The organism is Streptomyces sp. NPDC001406, from assembly GCF_042895285.1.
Classification (GTDB): Bacteria; Actinomycetota; Actinomycetes; order Streptomycetales; family Streptomycetaceae; genus Streptomyces.
In genome coordinates this window covers 213,286-228,384 of sequence record NZ_JBIAWG010000001.1, presented here as the reverse complement: position 1 = coordinate 228,384, position 15,099 = coordinate 213,286, and the positions used below count along the sequence as shown (strand labels likewise).

The 15,099-nt window shown below is 71.4% G+C and carries 13 protein-coding genes, 1 tRNA gene and 1 pseudogene; 8 read left to right on the top strand and 7 right to left on the bottom strand.

Annotated features, from left to right (window positions below; genetic code table 11):
• Positions 1-29: 29 nt before the first annotated feature.
• Positions 30-1,244, bottom strand: coding sequence for a M6 family metalloprotease domain-containing protein (locus ACFY1J_RS01045; RefSeq protein WP_390730554.1), 1,215 nt, complete (start codon positions 1,242-1,244; stop codon positions 30-32).
• Positions 1,245-1,605: 361 nt separating this feature from the next.
• Between ACFY1J_RS01045 and ACFY1J_RS01040 the strand changes: the two genes are divergently transcribed.
• On the top strand, positions 1,606-3,447 hold the full coding sequence (locus ACFY1J_RS01040; protein WP_390730351.1) for a putative bifunctional diguanylate cyclase/phosphodiesterase: 1,842 nt from the start codon (positions 1,606-1,608) through the stop codon (positions 3,445-3,447).
• Here the strand turns inward: ACFY1J_RS01040 and ACFY1J_RS01035 are convergent.
• Together ACFY1J_RS01035 and ACFY1J_RS01030 are read right to left on the bottom strand one after the other, a co-directional pair.
• Positions 3,426-4,514 (bottom strand): LLM class flavin-dependent oxidoreductase, encoded by a 1,089-nt coding sequence (locus ACFY1J_RS01035; protein WP_390730350.1) that lies wholly within the window; start codon positions 4,512-4,514, stop codon positions 3,426-3,428. The genes ACFY1J_RS01040 and ACFY1J_RS01035 overlap by 22 nt on opposite strands.
• A gap of 95 nt (positions 4,515-4,609) precedes the next feature.
• Positions 4,610-5,341, bottom strand: a complete 732-nt coding sequence (locus tag ACFY1J_RS01030) for a decarboxylase (RefSeq protein WP_390706774.1) — start codon at positions 5,339-5,341, stop codon at positions 4,610-4,612.
• 218 nt (positions 5,342-5,559) lie between these two features.
• Between ACFY1J_RS01030 and ACFY1J_RS01025 the strand changes: the two genes are divergently transcribed.
• The 7 genes from ACFY1J_RS01025 to ACFY1J_RS00995 all read left to right on the top strand — a co-directional run bounded on the left by ACFY1J_RS01025 (position 5,560) and on the right by ACFY1J_RS00995 (position 10,781).
• On the top strand, positions 5,560-6,513 hold the full coding sequence (locus ACFY1J_RS01025) for a D-2-hydroxyacid dehydrogenase (protein WP_390706775.1): 954 nt from the start codon (positions 5,560-5,562) through the stop codon (positions 6,511-6,513).
• A gap of 84 nt (positions 6,514-6,597) precedes the next feature.
• The gene (ehuB, locus tag ACFY1J_RS01020; RefSeq protein WP_390706776.1) at positions 6,598-7,521 is read left to right on the top strand and encodes an ectoine/hydroxyectoine ABC transporter substrate-binding protein EhuB; all 924 of its coding nucleotides are present in this window, start codon (positions 6,598-6,600) and stop codon (positions 7,519-7,521) included.
• Positions 7,518-8,246 carry an ectoine/hydroxyectoine ABC transporter permease subunit EhuC gene (ehuC, locus tag ACFY1J_RS01015; protein WP_390706777.1) on the top strand — a complete coding sequence of 243 codons (729 nt, stop codon included), beginning with the start codon at positions 7,518-7,520 and terminating at the stop codon, positions 8,244-8,246. The genes ehuB and ehuC overlap by 4 nt, the downstream gene beginning before the upstream one ends.
• Positions 8,243-8,893 (top strand): ectoine/hydroxyectoine ABC transporter permease subunit EhuD, encoded by a 651-nt coding sequence (gene ehuD / locus ACFY1J_RS01010; RefSeq protein WP_390706778.1) that lies wholly within the window; start codon positions 8,243-8,245, stop codon positions 8,891-8,893. Before ehuC ends, ehuD begins: the two co-directional genes overlap by 4 nt.
• Positions 8,883-9,665, top strand: a complete 783-nt coding sequence (gene ehuA, locus ACFY1J_RS01005; protein ID WP_390706779.1) for an ectoine/hydroxyectoine ABC transporter ATP-binding protein EhuA — start codon at positions 8,883-8,885, stop codon at positions 9,663-9,665. Before ehuD ends, ehuA begins: the two co-directional genes overlap by 11 nt.
• A gap of 196 nt (positions 9,666-9,861) precedes the next feature.
• Positions 9,862-10,620, top strand: a complete 759-nt coding sequence (locus ACFY1J_RS01000; protein ID WP_390706780.1) for an IclR family transcriptional regulator — start codon at positions 9,862-9,864, stop codon at positions 10,618-10,620.
• Positions 10,621-10,707: 87 nt separating this feature from the next.
• Positions 10,708-10,781: transfer RNA gene (locus ACFY1J_RS00995), tRNA-Lys, on the top strand.
• Here the strand turns inward: ACFY1J_RS00995 and ACFY1J_RS00990 are convergent.
• The 4 genes and pseudogenes from ACFY1J_RS00990 to ACFY1J_RS00975 all read right to left on the bottom strand — a co-directional run bounded on the left by ACFY1J_RS00990 (position 10,747) and on the right by ACFY1J_RS00975 (position 14,908).
• Positions 10,747-12,403 (bottom strand): annotated as a pseudogene (locus tag ACFY1J_RS00990) (AMP-binding protein). The gene ACFY1J_RS00995 and the pseudogene ACFY1J_RS00990 overlap by 35 nt on opposite strands.
• Before the next feature lie 43 nt (positions 12,404-12,446).
• A complete protein-coding gene (locus ACFY1J_RS00985) occupies positions 12,447-12,911 on the bottom strand; it encodes a DUF3592 domain-containing protein (protein WP_390706781.1) in 465 nt (154 codons plus the stop codon).
• A 172-nt stretch (positions 12,912-13,083) separates the two neighbouring features.
• On the bottom strand, positions 13,084-13,689 hold the full coding sequence (locus tag ACFY1J_RS00980; RefSeq protein WP_363295350.1) for a lytic polysaccharide monooxygenase: 606 nt from the start codon (positions 13,687-13,689) through the stop codon (positions 13,084-13,086).
• Positions 13,690-13,786: 97 nt separating this feature from the next.
• Positions 13,787-14,908, bottom strand: coding sequence for an SPFH domain-containing protein (locus tag ACFY1J_RS00975; RefSeq protein WP_390706782.1), 1,122 nt, complete (start codon positions 14,906-14,908; stop codon positions 13,787-13,789).
• Positions 14,909-15,099 lie beyond the last annotated feature (191 nt).

Here is a 15,099-nt window from a genome sequence, read left to right as displayed (position 1 = left end):
CAGCCGCCCTCGTACGACATCGCACGCGCTCAGCCGGCGACCCCCGGTGTGATCTTCACCGTCCACGCCCCCGACGCCGTGCGCCCCTCCACCTCCACCTTCACGCCCTCCCCGGACACCGTGAAGCTCTCCCCGAGCCCGACCGGCGCATCGGCCAGCGGCGCGTACACCGAGTCCTCCCAGCAGGCCTCGGTGTGCGGATGGGCGTCCACGACCTCGACCGGCCCGCCCCCCGACGCCGCCTCGCCGCGCACCCGGTACACGAGCACACCCTCCCGGCAGGTCGCATGGTCGTTCCCGGCCGGGCCGCGGGCCTCGAAGGCCAGCACGCTGTCGGCTCCGGTGCGTACGACGGCCAGCTTCGTGCCGTCGCCCAGCCCGAACGCCGGAGCGCCGGAGGCGGCCGTGACGGGGGTCCCCGGCCCGGCGGCGAGGGGTTCGAGGGTCAGCCGCGTGGGTCCGGCCCCCCGGACGCAGGTCACCTGCCGGGGATCGAGCCAGCCCAGCTTCCACTTGTGCCAGGCGAACAGATCCGGGGACAGTCCGAACTGGCTGCCCATCAGGTCCCAGTCGCCGACGTACGTGTCCCAGTCGCCCTTCCCGTCAGCCGGGCGGTGGTACAGGTCCGGCAGGTCGAAGACGTGCCCCGTCTCGTGCGCGAGGACCAGCCGGTCCGGCGGATGGTGCTCGAAGACCGTGACGACCCGCCGTACGTCCGTGCCGTCGACATGGGCCGGGGTGTCGAGGTTGACGACCTTCGTCGCGTCGGAGTCCACGCCTGGCGCATCCGGGTCGGCCACGAAGTAGACGACGCCGTAGCGCGAGAAGTCGACCTCGCGGTCGGCCACGGCGAACGCGTCACGCAGATAGGCGGCCCGCCGGGACGGGTTCCAGTCACGCCGTATGGCGTACGACGTCGACGGGTGCGGCATACGGAGCCAGTGCGTCAGCGGATGCGGGACCAGCGTGAACTTCCCGTAGGAGGCCTGCTCGAAGAAGCGGCTGGTGGCCGGGAAGTGGTCGGCGGTCAGCTCCGCGGGAGTGGTGCGCGGGGTGGCGTCCGGGAAGGAGAGGAACACCATCACGGCCGACATCGGGCGGGTCGGCCGGGTGTAGGCGGCGTTCCAGGTGTCCACGCCCTCCGAGTGGTGCGCGTCGGTCCGGTGCAGCGCGCACGGCACCGTGGAGAACGCCTCGGCGGCCGAGGGGCCGGACAGGATCGAGGTCGCCGCGAGCGCCGACATCGCGGTGAACACTGCGGCGGTGCTGCGCAGCTGAGGACGCGGCACGAAGGGACCTCCGGTTGCGGTTCACGGGACACCGCACCCAGCGTGTGTGACTTTGCCGTCCTTCGTCCTGTTTGTCTGCACCAGAAGAGTGAGAGGCCGCGCATTGGGCCGAGTGGGCGACACCCCGGAGCACTCACGGAACGTCACAAGTGGTCGAGGGCTTGAAGAAGCCGTCCACGTGCGGGCAGAAACGATCTGTCAGAACGGCCGGTTCGTCGTGGACACTGGAGAGTGGCTGGAAGGCCCCGGGGCCAGCCCCTATGATCGGCACACTTTCCTGCACGGACAGACATCGAGTGCACTGCGGGAGCGAGCGGTGAGCGGAACGTCCGAAGGGCCGACGCCCACGGCAGACCTCGACCGGTCCGCCGTCACAGAGAGTGACTTCAGTGCGCCTGCTTGTGCCGAGTCCCGTCCCGATCCCCCGGCGGACGCCTACCGCACCGTCTTCGCGACCGCCCCGCTCGGGATGGCGGTGGTCGACCGCGAAGGCCTGGTCGTCGACGCCAACGACGCGTTCGGCACGCTGCTCGGCACGGCCCCCGACGCGCTCGACGGCCGTATCGCCGCCGACCTGGTGGACCTGGCCTCCGACGCCCGCATCTGGCACGCCTACCGCGAGGTGCTGCGCGGCCGGCAGGCGAAGCTACGCTGCACCCGCCGGCTCAAGCACCCCGACGGCCACTCGGTGTGGGCGCAGGTCACGGTCGCGCCCTTGGCCGGTTCCGCACCCGGTGTCCTGCTGTCCGTCGCCGACATCAGCGGGAACCGTGAACTCCAGTCCAGACTGCGGCACTTGCAGATGCACGACCCGGTGACCCGGCTGCCCAACCGCACACTGTTCTTCGAGCGGCTGTCGGCCGCGCTGGAGGCGGAGACGTACGAGCAGAGCGGCACGGGCCGGATCGGCCTGTGCTACCTGGACGTGGACGGCTTCAAGGCGGTCAACGACACCCTCGGCCACCGCATCGGCGACCGGCTGCTGGCCGCCGTCGCCGAACGCCTGACCAGAGTCGCCGACGAGGCCGGGTACGCGCGCACCGGCGCGCCCCTGGTCGCCAGGCTCGGCGGCGACGAATTCGCCCTGCTGGTCGAGGACTCGACGGGCACCGAGCAGCTGGCCGACCTGGCCGAGGCGGCCCTGGAGGCGCTGCAGGCCCCCTTCGATCTGGCGGGCCAGCGGCTGTCGCTCACCGCGTCGATCGGTGTCGTCGAACGCCACGCCGCCGGGACGACGGCCACCGGCCTGATGCAGGCCGCCGATACGACGCTGTACTGGGCGAAGGCCGACGGCAAGGCCCGCTGGACGCTGTTCGACCCGGAGCGCAACGCGCACCGTATGACCCGCCAGGCGCTCTCCTCGACGCTGCGTCCCGCGATCGACCGGGGTGAATTCACCCTGGAGTACCAGCCGTTGGTCGGGATGGAGGACGGCCGGCTGCGCGGTGTCGAGGCGTTGGTCCGCTGGAATCATCCTCAGTTCGGCACACTGACGCCGAATCGGTTCATCGGACTGGCCGAGGAGGACGGCTCCATCGTCCCGCTCGGCCGCTGGGCCCTGGTCACCGCCTGCCGCCAGGCCCGCCGTTGGCAGCTGGACCACCCCGACGAGGCGCCGATCTTCGTGAGCGTCAATGTGGCGGTCCGTCAGGTGTGGGACTCGGACCTGGTGGCGGACGTGGCGGAGACCCTCGCGGAGACGGGCCTGGCCCCGCATCTGTTGCAGCTGGAGCTGACCGAGTCCGCGGTGATGGGTTCGGCGGGCCGCCCGCTGCAGGCCCTCCAGGCCCTCAGCGACATGGGTGTCCGCATCGCCATCGACGACTTCGGCACCGGCTACTCGAATCTGGCGTACCTGAGCCGACTGCCGGTGTCGGTGCTCAAGCTGGACGGCTCGTTCGTACGGGGCTTCCAGTACGACGACCCGGGCGACCGACCGAACCCGGCCGACGAGGTCGTGGTGGAGGCGATGATCCAGCTGGCCCACCGCCTCGGCCTCACGGTCACCGCCGAGTGCGTGGAGACGTCCGCCCAGGCCACCCGGCTGCGCCACATCGGCTGCGACACCGGTCAGGGCTGGCTGTACTCCCGCCCGGTGTCGCCGGATCGTATCTCCGAGTTGCTGGGGACCGAGACCTATGCGGTCGGCAACCCGTAGGCGTCCGCGATCAGTTCGTACGAGCGCAGCCGCAGCTCGCCGCGGTGGGCGTGCGAGGTGAGCATCAACTCATCGGCGCCCGTGCGCTTCTGGAGGGCGTCCAGCCCCGACCGGACCTCGTCGGCGGTGCCGTGCACGATGTTGCCGGCCCAGGAGTGGACGAACTCCTCCTCGTACGGGGTGAATTCGTGCTTGGCGGCCTCGTCCGGGTCGGGAAAGAGCCCCGGGCGGCCGCTGCGCAGCCGGATCATGTTCAGCGCGGTGGCCCGCACCTGCCGGCGCGCCTCCTCCTCGTCATCGGTGGCGAGGGCGGAGACGCCGATGAGGACGTAGGGCGCGTCGAGGACGTCGGACGGGCGGAAGGACTCCCGGTACAGGTCGAGGGCCGGGACGGTGTTCTGCGCGGAGAAGTGATGGGCGAAGGCGAACGGCAGGCCCAGCAGACCGGCCAGCCGGGCGCTGAAGCCGGAGGAGCCGAGCAGCCAGATCGGCGGGCGGTGCGGCGACTGGACCCCGCCGGAAGCGGTGCCCTGCACCGGCCCGGGGATCGCGTGGATCCGCGCGTAGGGGTGGCCGTCGGGGAAGTCGTCGTCCAGGAAGCGGGTGAGTTCGGCGAGCTGCTGCGGGAAGTCGTCGGCGCCTTCGTCGAGCGTGTCCGTACGGCGCAGGGCGGCGGCGGTGGCCCCGTCGGTGCCCGGGGCGCGGCCCAGGCCGAGGTCGATCCGGCCCGGTGCCATCGCCTCCAGGGTGCCGAACTGCTCCGCGATGACCAGGGGCGCGTGATTGGGCAGCATGACCCCGCCCGACCCGAGCCGGATGCGCTCGGTGTGGGCGGCCAGATGCGCCAGGATCACCGCGGGCGAGGAGGAGGCCACACCGGGCATGGAGTGGTGCTCGGCGACCCAGTACCGGTGGAACCCCCGCGCCTCCGCGAACCGGGACAGCGCGACGCTGGTACGCAGCGCATCACCGGCGGTACGCCCCACGCCGACGGTCACCAGGTCCAGTACGGAGAGGGGAACGGGCGCGGTCCCGTACTTCGCCCCCCGGATCTCATCTGCCGACACGGTGTGTGCCTCCTGCGGTCTCGGCCGTACGCTGTTCTCCGGGACCTAACAGGAGGCACTCTCCGCTTTATTCCCGCCCCCCGGGCCACACGCCGTCACACCTGTACGACCGGTTCTCGGGTGAACAGCGTGCCCAGTCCGGGGGCGTTCACCCGGCGGTCCGTGAGGCGCAGGGCCTCCCATGCCGTGACCTGGTTCGCCGTGAGGACGGGTTTGGAGAGGGACTTCTCCAGGAGGGGGACGTACCCGGCCGTGCGCAGTGCGGTGTCCGGGAGCAGGATCGCCTCCGCTTCCGGGTGGTCCGCCGCCCGTGCCAGCGTCAGGACGTCCTCCTGCCGCCAGGTGCCGACCTCCGTCGCCGACGCGGCCCCGGCCGACCGTACCCCGGTCACCTCCACGCCCCCGGCCCGCAGGAAGTCCGTGAACAGGGAGGTCAGGTCCTCCGGGTACGTCGCTCCGACCGCCACCCGCCGCACCCCGATCTCCCGCGCCGCGTGCACGAAGGCGAAGGACGTCGAGGAGGCCGGCATGCCCGCTGTCCGGGCCAGCGCGCGCACCTGGTCCCGGGCGCCTTCCCAGCCGTACACGAAGCCGCCGGCGGTGGACGCCCACACCACCGTCTCCGTCCCCGCCAGCCGCAGCTCCTCCACCGCCGCGGCCAGCCGCTCCGGCTCGCCCGTGCGCCGCAGCGCGTCCACCCGGTACGCGCCCTCGCCGACGTCGATACGGACCACGTCCACCCGGATGCCGCCGCTCAGGAGCTGCTCGATGCGCGGATAGTCGTCCTCGGCGAAACGGCCCGGGTAGAGAAATCCGAGTGCGGTCATGTCCAGCCCTCCAGCTGCATTCGTCCGGCGACGCCTGATACGGCCCCACGGCTCGGGTACCCAGTCACCGCGCCGCCGCCCCGCGGCGTGACCTGGTTGGCGGACACCGCCGAAGGACAACGGCTCGTGGGCACGCTTGTGTTGACGAGGGTGGGCCCGGGTGCGAGCGTGGTCAATCCGCGCATGTCAGACAACTCTCTCCCGCTCGGAGGAACCGCTTGCCGACGCCCGTGCCGACCCTCCTCGTGCTCGACGCCGACCCCCTCCCGCGCCTCGGCCGCCTCACCGGCCGCGCGCGCGTCGTACACACGGACGCGGCCGCCCTCGCCGAGCGCCTCCCGGCGGCCGATGTCCTGCTGGTCTGGGACTTCGCCTCGCACGCGGTGCGCGCGGCCTGGCCGGGCGAGGGCCCCCGCCCACGCTGGGTGCACACGGCGAGCGCGGGCGTCGACCATCTGATGTGCCCGGAGCTCGCCGCCTCCGACACCGTGGTGACCAACGCGCGCGGGATCTTCGACCAGCCCGTCGCCGAATACGTCGCCGCCCTGGTCCTGGCGATCACCAAGGACCTGCCCCGGACCCTGGACCTCCAGCGGGAGCGGACCTGGTGGCACCGCGAGACCCGGCGGCTGGCGGGCACGCGCGCGTGCGTGGTCGGCTCCGGGCCCGTCGGCCGTACGATCGCCCGGACGCTGAAGGCCCTCGACGTCACCGCCGCCCTCGTCGGACGGGTCCCGCGCACCGGCATCCACGGCCCCGACGACCTGGACCGGCTGATGTCCCGCGCGGACTGGGTGATCGCGGCGGCGCCGCTGACCGAGCGGACCCGGGGCATGTTCGACCTCCGCCGCTTCGGCGTGATGCAGCCCTCGGCGCACTTCATCAACGTCGGCCGCGGCGGTCTCGTCCTCGAGGACGCGCTCGCCGAGGCCCTGTCCAGGCGGTGGATCGCGGGCGCGGCCCTGGACGTGTTCGCCGACGAACCCCTCACCCCTGAAAGCCCGTTGTGGCGGGTCCCCGGTCTGATCGTGTCCCCGCACATGAGCGGCGACGCGGTCGGCCGGCACGACGAACTCGGCGTGCAGTTCGTGGAGCTGTTCGAGCGTTGGGCCGCGGGAAGACCCCTGGTCAACGTGGTCGACAAGCGGCGCGGATACGTGCCGGGCCACTGAGCGGGGCCCCCGGGGCCTCCCCCCGTTTGCGATGCACAAGGTTTGCGATGCATAAGGGGCCTGGTCCCGGGTAGCCGCGCCGCCATGGCTCCACGACTTGGCAGACGGCAGCGCACAGCCGGGCCCCCGCCCGGGTCCGGACACTCACGGCGGTCGGTGCTCGCCGCGCTCGGCGGCCTCGGCGCGCTGGGAGCCGCGGGCTGCGCGCGCGTGGCCACCGCGGCCGGCACGAACGGCGGCGACCTGCTCGACCGGCTCCGGGCCCAGGGTGTCGTACGGCTCGGGATCGCCGGCGAGGTTCCCTTCGGGTACATCGACAAGGACGGCCATCTCACGGGCGAGGCACCGGAGTTGGCGAAGGCCGTCTTCAAGCGGCTCGGAGTCGACCGGGTGCAGCCGGTGCCGACCGAGTTCGGCTCGCTCATCCCCGGACTGAACTCCCAGCAGTTCGACGTCGTGGCCGCGGGGATGTACGTCAATCCCGATCGCTGCGAGCAGGTGATCTTCGCCGATCCCGACTACCAGATGCTCGACTCCTTCATCGTGCGCAAGGGCAATCCGATGGACCTGCACGACTACAAGGACGTCGTGGCGAAGAAGGCGAAGTTCGCGACCGGGACGGGATACGCCGAGATCCAGTACGCCGTCGAGGCGGGGTACAAGGAGAGCGACATCCTGATCGTCCCCGACCAGGTCGCCGGGCTGAACGCCGTGGAGGCCGGGCGCGCCGACGTGTTCGCCGGTACGGCGCTCACCGCCCGCGAGGTCGTGAAGAAGTCCGCCAAGGCCGAGGCCACCAAGGCCTTCGCCCCGCTCGTCGAGGGCCAACCCCATGTGGACGGGGGCGCGTTCGCGTTCCGGTCGGCCGAGACACGGCTGCGGGACGCCTTCAACGTGGAGCTGCGCCGGCTGAAGAAGAGCGGCGAACTCTTCCGGATCCTGCGGCCGTTCGGCTTCACCGAGGCCGAGATGACCGACCTCACCGCGAAGGAGCTGTGCGGCGGATGACCACGGGCCTGTGGAAACTCGTACTCGAAGGAGTCTGGACCACCCTCCAGCTGCTGGTGCTCAGCGCCCTGCTGGCCACGGCGGTCTCCTTCGCCGTGGGCGTCGCCCGCACCCACCGGCTGCGGACCGTCCGCTTTCTCGCCGGCTTCTACACCGAGGTGTTCCGCGGCACCTCGGCCCTGGTGATGATCTTCTGGGTGTTCTTCGTGCTGCCGGTCGCCTTCGGCTGGCAGCTGGTGCCGCTGTGGGCGGGCACGCTGGCGCTCGGGCTGACCTACGGGGCGTACGGCGCGGAGATCGTGCGCGGCGCGCTGACCGCGGTCGACCCGGCGCAGCGGGAGGGCGGCGTCGCGCTGAGCTTCACGCCCTGGCAGCGGCTGCGGCTGATCCTGCTGCCGCAGGCGGTGCCGGAGATGATCCCGTCCTTCTGCAACCTGCTGGTCGAGCTGCTCAAGGGCACCGCCCTGGTGTCGATCACCGGCATGGGCGACCTGGCGTTCAGCGGCAACCTGGTGCGGCTGGCGCTGCAGGAGAGCGCGCACATCTACACCTATCTGCTGCTGATCTACTTCGCGATCGCGTTCGTGATCACCCGGCTGATGCGCGGTCTGGAGAAACGACTGAAGGCCGGGATCGGCAAGGATCCCGGGACGGAATCCTCGGCGCGTGAGCTGAAGCGCGCGCGGACGACCGGGGTCGGGGCGGCGGGCGGTGGTGTCGCGTGAAGTGGGACTGGAGTGCCGTACGCGAGTTCATGCCGCACTTCTGGGACGGCCTGCTGGTCACCCTGCAGGCGCTGGTCCTCGGCTCGCTGATCTCGTTCACCCTGGGGCTGGTCTGGACACTGCTGATGCGGACGCCGACCCGCTTCGTGCGCTGGCCGGTGGGCGCAGTGACGGAGTTCGTCCGCAACACCCCGCTGCTGGTGCAGCTGTTCTTCCTCTTCTACGTGCTGCCCGAGTGGGGCCTGACCTTCTCCGCGCTGACCACCGGTGTCTTCGCGATCGGGCTGCACTACTCGACGTACACGATGCAGGTCTACCGGGCCGGCATCGAGGCCGTGCCCGCCGGGCAGTGGGAGGCGGCGACGGCGCTGAGTCTGCCGGTGCGGCGGACCTGGGCGGTGGTGATCCTGCCGCAGGCCCTGCGCCGGGTTGTACCCCCGCTCGGCAACTACGTCATCGCGATGCTCAAGGACACACCGATCCTGATGTCGATCACCGTGCTGGAGATGCTGGGCCGGGCGCGGCTCTTCTCCCAGCAGCACTTCCAGTTCACCGAGCCGGTGACGGTGATCGGCGTGGCCTTCATCGTCGTCTCCTCTCTCGCCTCCCTCCTTCTGCGCACCCTGGAGCGTCGCCTTGTCCGTTGAGACCAGTAAGCAGCCAGTCGCCACCGACACCCGTCCGTCCGAGCTGATCCGGCTGGCGGGGGTGACCAAGCGGTTCGGGGACAACATCGTCCTGGACCGGCTGGACCTGTCCGTTCAGGCGGGCCGGCACGTCACCCTGATCGGCCCCTCCGGCTCCGGCAAGACCACGATCCTGCGGCTGCTGATGACCCTCACCGAGCCGGACGAGGGCACGATCACCGTCGACGGACAGCCACTCTTCCCGGCGCCCGAGAAGCAGGTCCGGGAGGTCCGCAAGAAGATCGGGATGGTGTTCCAGCAGTTCAATCTGTTCCCGAACATGAGCGTGCTGCGGAACATCACCGAGGCCCCGGTCACCGTCCTCGGCCTGTCGAAGGACGAGGCGGAGGCCCGCGCCCGCGAGCTGCTGGACATGGTGGGGCTCGCCGACAAGTGCGACGCCCGCCCGACCCAGCTGTCCGGCGGCCAGCAGCAGCGGGTGGCGATCGCACGGGCCCTGGCGATGCGGCCCAAGGTGCTGCTCCTGGACGAGGTGACCTCCGCGCTCGACCCCGAGCTGGTCGCGGGTGTCCTCGATCTGCTCCGGGACATCGCCCGCTCCACCGACATCACCATGCTCTGTGTGACCCACGAGATGAATTTCGCCCGGGACATCTCCGACCAGGTACTGATGTTCGACGCGGGGCGTATCGTCGAGACGGGTCCGCCGGAGCGGATCTTCAGCGATCCGGAGCAGGAGCGGACCCGGGAATTCCTCAGCGCCGTGCTGTGATTACGGGAAGTGAACGCACGAACACCCGAGGTCTCGACGCCGGGTCATGACGAAGGCATATGCCAGCGTGCCTGCGTCGCAGCTGAGAGCGTCAGATTCTGACCAACGCACTCTCCACATACGGCTCTTGCCGGTTATCGTGGAGAAGATTCGCCGTCCGGACTACGGCCAAAGAGCGAGCGCAGGGGGGACCACCGTGGCGCTGATGCACGAGCCGACCGCCCCGTACCACTCCGCCCAGGACGCCCTGCGCGTCCTGGAGACCGTGGCACAACACTCGACCGGCATCACCGACACGGAGCTGACCCACAGCACCGGACTGGACCCCGAGCGCCTGACCGCGCTGCTGCGCATGCTGCGCCGCGAGGGGTACGTGGAGCAGATCACCGACGGCGCGTACGTCACCGGGGAGACCCTCAGGCGCCTCGGCTCCGCCCACGGCCGCGAGCAGGCGCTCACCGAGAAGCTCCAGCAGATTCTGGACCGGCTGCGCGACTCGGTCGGCGCCGCCGTGTATCTGAGCCGGTACGTGGACGGCGAGGTGCGGATCGGCCAGTACGCCGACAGCCCGGACACGCCCGCGGTCAACGAGTGGGTGGACTTCCGCTCCTCCGCCCACGCCACCGCGATCGGCAAGAGCCTGCTCACCCAGCTCGACCACAACGCCCGCCGCGACCACCTCTCCCGTCACAGAATGGCCCGCCTCACCTCGCACACCATCACCAGCGACAAGCTTCTGCTCTCCCGTTTGGAGTCCCAGCCGGCGACGGTGCCCGTCCTGGACCTCCAGGAGTACGCGGTCGGCACGGTGTGCGCGGCGGTGCCGATCACGGCGGGTTCCTCGGTGGGCTGCCTGGCACTGTCCCTGCCGCTGGAGCAGGCACACCGGCTGAAGCGTGCGGCGGACGCCCTCAACCGCAACGCGGCGCCGGTGCTCCTGTCGCTCGCGATCTAGCCCGGGACGGACCGGTCACGAGCACCCCTGCGGACCAGGTAGTATTTTATTCGTCGCCAGCCGCGCAGAGCGGATGGCGGGAGTCATGCGCCGCTAGCTCAGTTGGTTAGAGCAGCTGACTCTTAATCAGCGGGTCCGGGGTTCGAGTCCCTGGCGGCGCACATCTGAAGGGGCCCTTCGCAGCAGCGAGGGGCCCCTCGACGTCTTCCCTGGTCAGCCTCCGGTACTGGGCCTCCCCGGGCGGTCGCCACCACACGGGGTCGGCGCACCGGAACCCCTCGCGCCGCAGCCGCGCCCGCTCGATCTTGTTGGTGGCCGTCACCGGCATCCGCTCCACCACCCGGACGAACCGGGGCGCCATCTTCGTCCCGAGGTCGGGCTGGGCCCGCAGGAACTCCGCGAAGGACCCCGGGTCGAACCGCCCGGCCACGGTCGCCATCACCTGGTCCCCGGTCACCGGATCCGGCACCCCGTACACGGCGACGGCCACCGCCCCCTCGTACCGGGCGACGATGTTCTCGATCATCGCGGCGGCCAGGTTCTCCCCGTCGACCCGGATGCGGTCGTCGCTGCGGCCGGCGAAGTACAGATATCCCTCGGCATCCCGGTAGAAGAGGTCCCCGGTCCAGTAGGCCCCGCCCCGCCGCCGCTCGGCCTCCGCGGCCGGATTGCGCCAGTACCCCTCGAAGGGGCTGGGCCCCTGATTCACCAGCTCCCCGATGGCCTCCTCACCGTTGAGGAGCTGTCCGGCGGCATCGAAGGCGGCCACCGGGCACTCCCGCCCCGTACCCGGATCGCACACCATCAGGCCGGGCCCGGCCGGACCCACCGCCCCCGCCGGAGTCCCCGGCGCCCACTGGATGGCCGCCCCGCCCTCCGACGACCCGTATCCCTCCACCAGCCGGACCCCGAACCGCCGCTCGAACGCCGCCGCGTCCACCGCCCCGGCCTCGGTACCGAAGCCCATGCGCAGGGGGTTGTCCCGGTCGTCCGGACGCGGCTCGGTGGCCAGGAGGTACTGGACCGCCCGGCCGACATAGGTGAAGTACGTCGCCCGGTACCGCCGTACGTCCGCCAGGAACCCGGACGCCGAGAACCGCCGCCGCAGCGCCACCCCCGCCCCGGCCGCCAGCGCGGGCGCCCAGTCCGCGATCACCGCGTTGCCGTGGAACATCGGCATGCAGATGTAGTGCACGTCGTCCGCGCGGACGCCGAACTGCTCGACGAGCGAGCGTCCGGCCGCGGCCAGCCGGCCCTGGGAACAGATCGCGGCCTTGGGCGCGCCGGTGGAGCCGGAGGTGAAATAGAGCAGGAAGCGGTCGGCGGGCCCGGCGCGGGCCGGGTCGGGTACGGCGCCGTCGTACCCGGCGAGGAGGTCGTCGTACGCATGGGTGTCGGTCACCAGGAGCCGTACCCCGGGCAGGTCGAGGCCGTCGAGGAGGGGCAGCCGGGCCTTCTCGGTGACGAGGACCGGGCACTCGGAGTGCAGGATGTCGCGGGCCAGTTCCGGGCCCCGGCGCGTGGGGTTGATCCCGGCGACCGCCGCGCCGGCCAGCGCGGCCGCGCTCAGCCACAGCGGGAACTCGGGGGTGTTGTCGAGCAGCACCCCGACGTGCGGTTCGGCGGCGCGCGGCAGCAGGTCCGCCAGGAGCGCCGCCCGGGCGGCCGCACCGGCGGCCGCCTCGTGGTGGGTCAGCGCCTGGTCCTCGAACCACAGCCCCGGCCGGTGGTCGCCCCACCGCGCCGCCACCAGCTCCGCAACCGTGCCCCTCCGGTCCTCCATGGACGGGCACGGTAGTTGACGTACCGTCAGATGTGGAGTCCCGCTACGGCAGCAGACCGTCCGACTCGGCGAAGATCACATGGGCCATGGCCATGAAGGCGAGGCAGAAGGCGACGAACACGCCGAAGAAGACCAGCATGCAGCCCGTGCCCACCGCGAGCTTCCCCCGGGCCGGGGGGTGGGCCGTGGCCCGCTCCGGGTGGTCCGGCAGATAGTGCACGGTGACGATGTCGCCCTCGATCACGGTCGAGGGGCCGTTCAGCTCGTCGAACCGGACGGTGCGCCCCTCGCGCGTGGTGAACTCGTAGACATGGTGCAGGGTGGTGCTCACGGAGGTGTCGCCGGCGCCACCGCTGGTCGTCGTGTACGACCGCAGACAGCGCGCCTCGGCCGTGAGGCCGTGGTTCCAGGCGCCGCTGATCTGCCGGGAGCGGGCGATCGTCCTGACGGCCAGGACGGACACGCCGGCGATCATGATGACGGGTATGACGTAGAACAGAACTTCCATGAGGTCCCCCGAGGTCGGTACGCCGACCGGACGATCGGCGTGGCGGGAACCTACCCCCGCCACCTGCGGAAGTGTCTCAAGGGAAGCTCAGAACCCCGGCAGGGCCCACGTGCGCCGGCGGCCGGGCCGGAACCGGTGGCGCCGGCACACGCGGAACCCTCCCGAGGCGGGGTCAGAACGTGACGTCCGAGCAGGCGTAGAACGCGTTGCCCGTGTCGGCGATCGTCCAGACCGCGAGGATGACGTGATGACCGCTCAGGCCGGACGGCAGTGTGCCGCTGTGGCTGAGCGTGGAGGGCGGGCGCTGCCCGTTGTAGGGGACCGTGAGGAACGGTGTGGTGTTGAGGTCCGAGCGGGACAGGGCGTGGTTCTGGTTCCAGCCCGGCTTGGTGACGTAGTACTTGAAGTCGGTCGTGGCGTGCATGGCGGTGAACTGCCAGCGGAAGGTGTAGCTCTGACCGCCCGTCACCCTGGTCGTCGGCCAGGCCGCGCCGGACGGCGTCCTGGGCGAGCTGAGCTGGGCGAACCGGCTCAGCCCGCCGTTGCAGAGCTGTCCGTCGGCGGGGCCGCCCGCCGGGAAGCCCTTGGGGCCCTCGACGCTCTGCGGCTCCCACTGGATGTCGCCGCAGTTGGTCACGGTGCCGTTCTGACAGAGCTTCTGCCTGCTGATGGGGAGGTCGGTGTAGCCGTGCCCGCTGGCACCGCCGGTGGAGAGCACGAAGGCTCCGGCGGTTGCCACGCCCAGCACGGCTGCGGACAACTTGGTCTTTGTGCGCATGCTGCCGCTCCTGGAGAACGTGGGGGAAGTTCAGTGAGCTGTGCAGGTCTAGACCAAGTCCCAGATTATTGCCGTTAGTTGAACATGTCCATACCAATCACGGCGCGGCCTCCCCGCGCCCCGAACAGAACGCCACGGTCAGGTCACGCACCAGCACCTTGCGCTCGTAGTCGTCGAGTTCGACGAGTCCGCGCATCGTCAGCCGGGTCACCGTGTCCTCCACCGAGTCCACGACCGAGCTGAGCATGGTGGCCCGCTGCTGCGCGTCCAGCGCGGCGATCCGGCGGCGGTGCATGGCGGCGGCCACCTCCGGGGCGTACTCCGCCCGGACGGGCTGCACGGAGAACACCTCCAGCCCGACGGGCGCCGCGTCCGCCACGACCATCCGGGTCAGCGCGTCCGTGGCCACCTCCACGGCACCCTTCGACGCACCCGGCATCTCCACCGGCACCCGGGCCAGCGCGGCCTCGACGCACTCGCGCAGATACGACTCGTGGTCCTCGACCCCGAGTGCGGCCCGCGCGGTGTCCCGCACCCGCCACACCACCAGCACCACCACGCGCAGCGCGACCCCGTTGCCGTCGGCCGCGGGCATCGGCTCGCTGCGCCAGTGCCGCAGCCGTACGTCGACCCGGCGGCGCAGCACCAGCGGATTGACCCAGAGCAGGCCGGTGCGCCGGACCGTCCCCCGGTAGCGGCCGAACAGTCCGAGCACCCAGGCCCGCCCGGTGGTGCCCCGGGCCAGGCCGCCGAAGCCGAAGAGACCGAGCGCCCCGGCCCCGGCGTACGCCGCCCACTGGGCCGGGCCGACACCGGCACCCGCGTAGGCCGGCAGCCGCAGCGCCTCCACGGCGAGCGACGGCAGCACGCCGGCCCACCAGGAGGCGGCCAGACACCCGGCCACCCCGCTGACGCCGGCGAACACCCCGGCCGCCCCGGGCAGCACCCGCGCCGGACGTTCGGACAGGTCGGGGTCGAGCTCCGGGACCGGCCGGGCCTTGGCGGGGACCGGGCGTCTGAGCCGCGGCTGTTCGCCGGTGCCCTGCCTGCGGGCCACCACCGCGGTCCGCAGCGGCACCGGTGACGGGTCGGGGTCGTCACGGAACAGCAGATGGACGGGGATCTCGGTGGTCGCCTCGTTCTGGATCAGCCGGGCGGGACGGGACGGTCCCTCGGGAGGTCCCTCCGGCTCGGGCGAGTGGGATGTGGTCGTACTCATGCGTGCCTCCAGCCTCCGCGCCAGATGCGTCACAACAGGTGGTACAGACGGGTCGTCGGGTGGTGCAGACGGGTCACAGGGACGGACATGTCGGGGTCACGGGGACAGGCGGGTCGGGGTCACGGGGACAGGCGGGTCGGGGTCACGGGGACAGGCGGTCGGGGGCATGGGGACGTACGGCCCGCCGTGGT

Excerpts from the sequence above, each read along its gene's own strand:
- ACFY1J_RS01045 (WP_390730554.1), bottom strand. The coding sequence starts at position 1,244 with ATGTCGGCGCTCGCGGCGACCTCGATCCTGTCCGGCCCCTCGGCCGCC.
- ACFY1J_RS01030 (WP_390706774.1), bottom strand. The coding sequence starts at position 5,341 with ATGACCGCACTCGGATTTCTCTACCCGGGCCGTTTCGCCGAGGACGAC.
- ehuB (WP_390706776.1), top strand. The coding sequence starts at position 6,598 with ATGGCTCCACGACTTGGCAGACGGCAGCGCACAGCCGGGCCCCCGCCC.
- ehuC (WP_390706777.1), top strand. The coding sequence starts at position 7,518 with ATGACCACGGGCCTGTGGAAACTCGTACTCGAAGGAGTCTGGACCACC.
- ACFY1J_RS00985 (WP_390706781.1), bottom strand. The coding sequence starts at position 12,911 with ATGGAAGTTCTGTTCTACGTCATACCCGTCATCATGATCGCCGGCGTG.
- ACFY1J_RS00980 (WP_363295350.1), bottom strand. The coding sequence starts at position 13,689 with ATGCGCACAAAGACCAAGTTGTCCGCAGCCGTGCTGGGCGTGGCAACC.
- ACFY1J_RS00975 (WP_390706782.1), bottom strand. The coding sequence starts at position 14,908 with ATGAGTACGACCACATCCCACTCGCCCGAGCCGGAGGGACCTCCCGAG.